The following is a 7,204-nucleotide window of genomic DNA, read 5'->3' as shown; positions in this document are numbered from 1 at the left end:
AGATGGGCCACGGGGCGTTCCGCGACGGCTTTGCGGTGCAGATCGCCAATCCCAAGGCGTTGTTGTTCATCACGGCCATCCTGCCGCCGTTCCTCGACCTGGAGCGGCCGCTGATCCCTCAGGTGGCGGTGTTCGCCGCCGTCGGCGTCGGCCTCGACATGCTGGCGATGTGCACCTATGGGCTCGGCGGCGCTGCGCTGGCCGCGCGGATGAACCAGCCGGCTTTCCGGCGCCGCTTCGACGTGTTCGTCGGCCTGCTCCTGATCGTCGTCGCCGCCCTCATCCTGCTTCGGGGCTGATCGGCGCAACTCCTGTTCCTTCCGGGCATTTTTTAGGCGATATCCTTCACTTCGAGGGACGCCCGGAGACCTAGAGCAAGTTCATGAAACGCAAGTCGGCCGCCCTCGCCGCCGTCCTGGCGCTCGGCGCCACGCTCGCGGCCTGTGCAACGGCCACACCCTATCAACCCAACATCCCCGGCCAGGCGGTCTCGGGCGGCTTCTCCGAAATCCGTCTCGAGCCCGACCGCTTTCGGGTGACCTTCGCCGGCAACAGCCTCACCTCGCGGGAGACTGTGGAAGGCTACCTCCTCTTCCGCGCCGCCGAGCTGACGGTTCAGCAGGGCTACGACTGGTTCGAGATCGTCGACCGCGCCACCGACCGGCAGACCCGCACCTATGTGGAGCCGGACCCGTTCTACCGGCCCTGGTGGGGCCCGGGCTACTACGGTTGGCGGCCGCACTGGCGTTATTACGGCCGCCCGTTCGGCTGGCGGACCTGGGATCCCTTCTGGGGCGACCCGTTCTGGGCCGACCGCTATGACGTGCGCACCATCGACAAGTACGAGGCGACGGCCGAGATCCTGATGCACCGGGGTCCGAAGCCCGCGGGCGATCCGCGCGCCTTCGACGCCCGTGCGGTGATGGAGGGCCTCGGGCCGCGCATCGTCTACCCCGCGCCGCGCTGACGGACGAGGGGGGCAGGCCGCCTGCCCCCCTTTGCGTCATCTGGGATGGGGGCCGGCGCTTGGATGTGCGCTGTCGCTGACTTCGTTCCGGACCTTGCGTACGCCGTGCACCATCAGTGCAATTGACTCGGCCTTCTGCGCGTCGCCGGGGCTGCGGGCCCGGCCCTTAAGCGTCACCTCCCCGTCGCTGACCTCCACCTCCAGGTCCGAAGCGTCAACGCGGTCGTCTTCCGCCAGGCGCTCACAGACGTCCTCGTGGATGCGCTCGTCGCCGCGCGCCCAGCTCGAGGGCCCGCGACCGCGGTGCTGGCCTTCACGACCTCCCGAGACGCGCATCCCAGGTCCCCCGCGGTGGTCGGCGAAGGAGCCGCCGCCTTGCGCGGGGCCGCCGCCGTAACTGGCGCTATAGACGTCCTCTCCGCCACGCGCGCCGCCGAAGCCGCCGCCGCGTCCACCCACGCTTCGGTCGTAGTCGCCACCCGAGAAGCCGCCGCCGTAGTCCTCGCCGCCCGCGCCGCCGCGGTAGTCGGAGGGCGCCAGGCTGCCGCCGTAGCCTTGGCCCCAGCTGCCGTCGAACCCCGTGTTCAGGCCACCGCCGAAATCCCGGCCGAAGCCCTGACCGTAGCCGGGCGCCCCGTATCCGCGGCCGACATCGCGGCCCTCCGTTCCACCGCGTGTGCGTCTGCGGTCCATCGCCGTCTCCTGATCTGATCAGGCAGGCAACCGGCGCGGAAGAGGCCCTGTTCCCGCCGGCTCAGGCCGCCGCCCGGACCCAGCGGCTCAGGTCGCGCTCCCAGCCCATCAGCGCCAGCCCCGAGGCGATCGATTCCAGCTCCGCGCCGGTCTCGATGCGCGCCGGGTCGAACCGCTCGTGAAAGATGCGCCGCACGGCCGGCACCAGAGACGAGCCGCCGGTCAGGAAGATGCGATCGATCTCGGAGGCCTGCAGGCCCGCATCGTCCAGCGCCTCGCCGACCGCGCGGGTGATCAGGCCGAGCTCCGGGGCGATCCACTCCTCGAACTCGCCGCGCTCCACTTCGCGCACGATCGAGATGTCGCCGGCTTCGAAGCGGAATTCAGCCCGCCCCTGCGCCGACAGCGCTTCCTTGAGCCGGGAGACCGACTTGTAGAGGACGTAGCCGTAGTTCTCGTCCAGCACCTCCACGAGGCGGCGCAGCTTCTCCGGCTCGCGGGCCTGGCGCACCAGGCTGCGGATCTCGCGCATGTCGCGGCTGGCGCGCATCAGGGCCAGCTGATCCCAGCGGGCGAATGCGGTGTAGTAGCGGTTGGGGATCGGCAGCACCTTGCCGAAGCTGACGTAGTCCGAGCCCTTGCCGAGCTGGGGCGAGACCAGCCGGTCGATGATCCGGTAATCGAAGGCGTCGCCGGCCACGCCGACCCCGGAGCGCCCCAGCGGCTCGGCGCGGATCTCGCTGCCCTGACGGGTGAAACGGATAATCGAAAAGTCGCTGGTGCCGCCGCCAAAGTCGCCGACCAGGACGGTGGCGTCGTGGTCGAGCTCGCGGGCGAAGAAGAAGGCCGCCCCCACCGGCTCGTAGGCGTAGAGGATCTCGGAAAACCCCAGCCGGCGGAACGCCGCCTCGTACCGGGCGATGGCCAGTTCCGGATTGGGCGAGGCGCCGGCGAAGTTCACCGGCCGGCCGACGATCACCCGGCTGGGCAGGTCCTTCAGCTGGCCGCCCGCATAGTCGCGCAGCCGTAGCAGGAAGGCCGAGAGCAGGTCCTCGAACTGGTAGCGGCGGCCGAGGATCTCCGTCTCGGTGAAGCTTTCGCTGGCCGCGAAGCTCTTGAAGGACTGGATGAAGCGGGTCTCGCCGGGATCCTCGACATAGGCCTCGATCGCCCAGGGGCCGGCCTCCACCGTCCGCTCCGACGGCCGCTCCGGCGGGGCGTAGTAGGACAGCGCCGAGCGGAAGGCGAACAGCTCGCCCTCGGGCGCGGGGAAGCGCACGAGGTGCGCCGGCCGGCCCTGCTCCGCCAGGGCGACGACGGTGTTGGTCGTGCCGAAATCGATTCCGATACTGACGGTCAACGGACGCTCTCCATGGCGGGGCGGGCGACGGATCGCCGCCGCCCCGATCCGGCGCGCGATCCCGTTAGGTGCGGTCGGGGGCGAGCCGCATCAGGAGGCGGCCTCCTTGATGGGGCTCTCGTAGGCGGCGACGGTCGCCATCTGCAGGATCCGCGAGACCGAGGCCGACAACGGGCAGATCTGCACGGCCTTGCTCATGCCCAGCAGGATCGGCCCCACCACCGTGGCGGCGCCGAGCGTCTGGACCAGCTGGGTCGAGATCGCCGCCGAGTGGATGGCCGGCATGATCAGCACGTTGGCCGGGCCGGTCAGGCGCATGAAGGGGTAGTTGACCCGCCGCGTCGGATCGAGCGCCAGCTGCGGCGGCATCTCGCCCTCGTACTCGAAGTCGACCTTCATGGTGTCGAGCAGCGCCACAGCCTCGCGCACCTTCGTGGAGCGCTGGCCCATCGGCTGCCCGAAGGTGGAGTAGGAGAGGAAGGCGACGCGCGGCGTGTGGCCCAGCGAGCGGACCGCCGCGGCGGCCTGCTTGGCGATCTCCACCAGCGCCTCGGCCTCGGGCATCTCGGTGACGTTGGTGTCGGCGATGAACAGGGTGCGCCCGCGCGCCAGCAGCACGCTCATGCCCAGCACCCGCCCGCCCGGCGCCGGGTCGATCACTTGGCTGACTTCGTCCAGCACGGTGTCGAAGGTGCGGGTGACCCCGGTGACCATGGCGTCGGCCTTGCCGAGCGCCACCATCGAGGCGGCGAAGACATTGCGGTCCTGGTTGATCAGCCGCTGGGCGTCGCGGCGCAGCATGCCCTTGCGCTGCTGGCGCGCGTAGAGGTGGTCCACGAACTCGGCGTTCCAGTGGCTCAGCCGCGCGTTGATGATCTCCAGCTTCACGTCTGCGGGGTCGAGGCCGACTTGGCGCATGTTCTCGTGCACCAGCTCCTCGCGGCCCACCAGCAGCGGATGGCCCAGGCCGGCGCTCTGGAAGGCGTAGGCGGCGCGGATGACGCTGGGCTCCTCGCCCTCGGCGAACACCACCCGTTTGCGCGGATTGGCCAGGACCGAGTCCTGCAGCTGCTGCAGGAAGGCGGCGGTGGGATCCAGCCGCTGGGCGAGCGAGGCCCGGTAGGCGTCCATGTCCTCGATCGGCTTGCGGGCCACCCCGGTGTCCATCGCCGCCTGGGCGACGAACGGCGGGATGTACCAGATCAGCCGCGGATCGAACGGCGCCGGGATGATGTAGTTGGGGCCGAACTTCAGGTGGCCGCCATGGTACGCCGCCGCGACCTCGTCGGGCACGTCCTCCCGGGCCAGCTGGGCCAGCGCGTTGGCGCAGGCGATCTTCATCTCCATGTTCACGCGCCGGGCCCGAACGTCGAGCGCCCCGCGGAAGATGTAGGGGAAGCCCAGGACGTTATTGACCTGGTTGGGATAGTCGCTGCGGCCGGTAGCGACGATGGCGTCGGGACGCACCGCGTGCACCTCTTCCGGGGTGATCTCCGGGTCCGGGTTGGCCATGGCGAAGATGATCGGCTTGTCCGCCATGGACATGACCATCTCTTGGGTGACGGCGCCCTTCACCGACAGGCCGAGGAAGACGTCCGCGCCCTTCATGGCGTCGGCCAGAGTCCGCGCGTCGGTCTCCACCGCGTGGGCGCTCTTCCACTGGTTCATGCCGTTTGTCCGGCCGCGGTAGATGACGCCGGTGTTGTCGACGGCGATGCAGTTCTCGGACCGCACGCCCATCGCCTTCATCAGCTCCAGAGAGGCGATGCCCGCCGCGCCAGCGCCGCACAGCACGACCTTCACGTCCTTCAGGTCGCGGCCGGTGATCTCGCAGGCGTTGATCAGGCCGGCCGCGGAGATGATCGCCGTGCCGTGCTGATCGTCGTGGAACACCGGGATGTCGAGCAGCTCCTGCAGCTCGGTCTCGATGCGGAAGCACTCCGGGCTCTTGATGTCCTCGAGGTTGATGCCCCCGTAGGTCAGGCCGATGTTCTTGATGACGGTGATGATCTCGTCGGGGTCGGTGGCGGCCACCTCCACGTCGATCGAGTCCACGTCGGCGAAGCGCTTGAAGAGGACGCTCTTGCCCTCCATCACCGGCTTCGACGCCAGCGCCCCAAGGTTGCCCAGCCCCAGGATGGCCGTGCCGTTGGAGATCACCGCCACCAGGTTGCCCTTCGAGGTGTAGTCGTAGGCGGCCTCCGGGTTCTCCGCGATCGCCAGGACCGGCACCGCCACCCCCGGCGAATAGGCGAGCGACAGGTCGCGCTGCGTCGCCATCGGCTTGGTGGCGGCGATGGCCACCTTGCCGGGCGTCGGATAGCGGTGGAAGTCCAGCGCCTCCTGATCGGTGAAGGTGCGTTTTTCGGAGTCGCTCATGGCGGCGATTTCGGACTCTGGTGGTGGCTGGGTGAAAGAGCCGCGCAACCTACAGAGACGCGCCCTGCGGAACAACCTCTGCGGCCGAGCTTCGCACCGACCGGCCATTGCCACCGTGGCGGAACAACCGGACCCTCTTGCCCGCGCGAGGTGATTCGGGATGGTGCACGAGGCGAGGCGGCGCGGGCGGCCGCGGGAGTACGATCCCGAGCAGGCGCTCGCCCAGGCGACCGACGCCTTCTGGCGCTCCGGGTTCGCGGCGACGTCCCTGGACGAGCTCTCGGCGGCCACCGGCATGCACCGGCCGAGCCTCTACGCCGCCTTCGGCGACAAGCGCGCCCTGCACCTGAAGGCCCTCGAGCGCTATCGGCAGGAGACCTGGGGACGGATCGTGGGTCAGCTGCAGGCGCAGGTCCCGCTGGTGGAGGCCCTGTCGCGGGTCTTCGCCGAGGGGCTGGCGGTCTACCTTTCGGGCCACGAAGGCCCCCGGGGCTGCTTCATCGTCGGGACGGCCCTGCCGGAGGCGCTCACCGATGCGGAGGTCCGGTCCGCCGTCGCCGCCGGCTTGGCGGAGCTGGACGAAGCCTTCGAGGCCCGTTTCCGGGGGGCGCGCGAGGCTGGCGAGATCAGCGCCGAGGCCGACCCGGTGGCGCTCGCGCGGATGGCCGCCGCCATCCTGCACACGCTGTCGATCCGCGCCCGGGCCGGCGACCGCCAGGAGGTGCTGGCCCAGACCGCCGCGGCCGGCGTGCAGCTGCTCTCCGGCGCCCGCACCCCGGTTTCCCGTTGACCCGGCCCATCGCGTGAGAGACTAGCCGCGCCTTGAGCCAAGAGGAGGCCGCCCTGTCCGAGCCGATCAAGATCGCCATCGCCGGCGCCGACGGGCGGATGGGCCGGGCCGTGGCCGCGGCGCTGGACGGGCGGGACGACGTGGTCCTGGCGGCCGGCTTCAACCGACGCGTGGCGCGCGACGAGGGGCTGATTCCGGCCGAGGAGGCCATCGACGCCGCCGACGTCATCATCGACTTCACCACCCCCGCCGCCTCCGCCGCCCTGGCCGAGCGGCTGGCGCAGATCGGCGGCAAGGCCCTGGTCTCGGGCCCCACCGGCTGGAGCGACGAGGACCTGGGCCGCATCGCCAAGGCGGCGGAGCGGGTCGCCATCGTGCGGGCCGGCAACTTCTCGCTGGGCGTCAACATGCTGATGGGGCTGGTCCGCCAGGCCGCCGCAGCGCTCCCGGCCCGCGACTACGACATCGAGGTCCTGGAAGCCCACCACCGCCGCAAGGTGGACGCTCCCTCCGGCACCGCCCTGATGCTGGGCGAAGCCGCCGCCGACGGCCGCGGCGTGAAGCTGCCCGACGTCGCCCAGCGGGCCCGCGACGGCATCACCGGCGCACGGCGGGCCGGCGACATCGGCTTCGCCGTGCTGCGCGGCGGCGGCATCGTCGGCGAACACTCGGTGGTGTTCGCCGCCGAGGACGAAATCCTGACCTTCTCCCATTCCGCCCGGGACCGCAGCCTGTTCGCCCGCGGCGCGGTGGAGGCGGCCCGCTGGGTGGCCGGCAAGCCGCCGGGCGAATACGACATGCAGGACGTCCTGGGGATGAAGTCCCGATCCTGATGGCCGACCTGCTCGCCCGCGACGCCACCGCCCAGATCGCCGCCCTGCAGGCGAAGACGGTGAGCGCGGTCGAGCTGCTGCAGGCCGCCATCGCCCGTCATGAGCAATGCCACGGCGAGCTGAACGCGGTGGTCGCCACCGGCGTCGACCGCGCCCTGCTGCAGGCCAAGGCCATCGACGAG

7 protein-coding genes and 1 pseudogene are annotated in these 7,204 nt (G+C 70.7%); 5 read left to right on the top strand and 3 right to left on the bottom strand.

Annotation, left to right across the window (positions count from 1 at the left end):
* Together VHK87_RS10520 and VHK87_RS10515 are read left to right on the top strand one after the other, a co-directional pair.
* Positions 1 to 299, top strand: a 299-nt coding sequence (locus VHK87_RS10520) for a LysE family translocator (protein ID WP_329634850.1), incomplete at its 5' end; no start/stop codon positions are given.
* A gap of 83 nt (positions 300 to 382) precedes the next feature.
* Entirely contained in the window at positions 383 to 967 is a 585-nt protein-coding gene (locus tag VHK87_RS10515; RefSeq protein WP_329634849.1) for a CC0125/CC1285 family lipoprotein, read from the top strand.
* Positions 968 to 1,003: 36 nt separating this feature from the next.
* Here VHK87_RS10515 and VHK87_RS10510 read toward each other — a convergent pair whose 3' ends face one another.
* From VHK87_RS10510 to VHK87_RS10500, 3 genes are all read right to left on the bottom strand, one after another.
* Positions 1,004 to 1,660 (bottom strand): BON domain-containing protein, encoded by a 657-nt coding sequence (locus VHK87_RS10510; protein WP_329634848.1) that lies wholly within the window; start codon positions 1,658 to 1,660, stop codon positions 1,004 to 1,006.
* Positions 1,661 to 1,721: 61 nt separating this feature from the next.
* Entirely contained in the window at positions 1,722 to 3,020 is a 1,299-nt protein-coding gene (locus VHK87_RS10505) for an Hsp70 family protein (RefSeq protein WP_329634847.1), read from the bottom strand.
* A gap of 90 nt (positions 3,021 to 3,110) precedes the next feature.
* On the bottom strand, positions 3,111 to 5,399 hold the full coding sequence (locus VHK87_RS10500) for an NADP-dependent malic enzyme (protein ID WP_329634846.1): 2,289 nt from the start codon (positions 5,397 to 5,399) through the stop codon (positions 3,111 to 3,113).
* Positions 5,400 to 5,559: 160 nt separating this feature from the next.
* Here VHK87_RS10500 and VHK87_RS10495 point away from each other — a divergent pair, with 160 nt between their 5' ends.
* From VHK87_RS10495 to VHK87_RS10485, 3 genes and pseudogenes are all read left to right on the top strand, one after another.
* Complete coding sequence (locus VHK87_RS10495; protein ID WP_329634845.1) at positions 5,560 to 6,189, top strand: TetR/AcrR family transcriptional regulator; 630 nt, start codon at positions 5,560 to 5,562, stop codon at positions 6,187 to 6,189.
* Positions 6,190 to 6,242: 53 nt separating this feature from the next.
* Positions 6,243 to 7,022 carry a 4-hydroxy-tetrahydrodipicolinate reductase gene (gene dapB / locus VHK87_RS10490; RefSeq protein ID WP_329634851.1) on the top strand — a complete coding sequence of 260 codons (780 nt, stop codon included), beginning with the start codon at positions 6,243 to 6,245 and terminating at the stop codon, positions 7,020 to 7,022.
* Positions 7,022 to 7,204: pseudogene (locus tag VHK87_RS10485) on the top strand (hypothetical protein); the annotation flags it as partial. The gene dapB and the pseudogene VHK87_RS10485, both read left to right, overlap by 1 nt.

It is taken from the genome of Phenylobacterium sp. (genome assembly GCF_036263695.1).
Taxonomy (GTDB): domain Bacteria; phylum Pseudomonadota; class Alphaproteobacteria; order Caulobacterales; family Caulobacteraceae; genus Phenylobacterium.
Note: the sequence above shows the minus strand (reverse complement) of the source record. Positions and strands in the feature narration are given on the sequence as shown.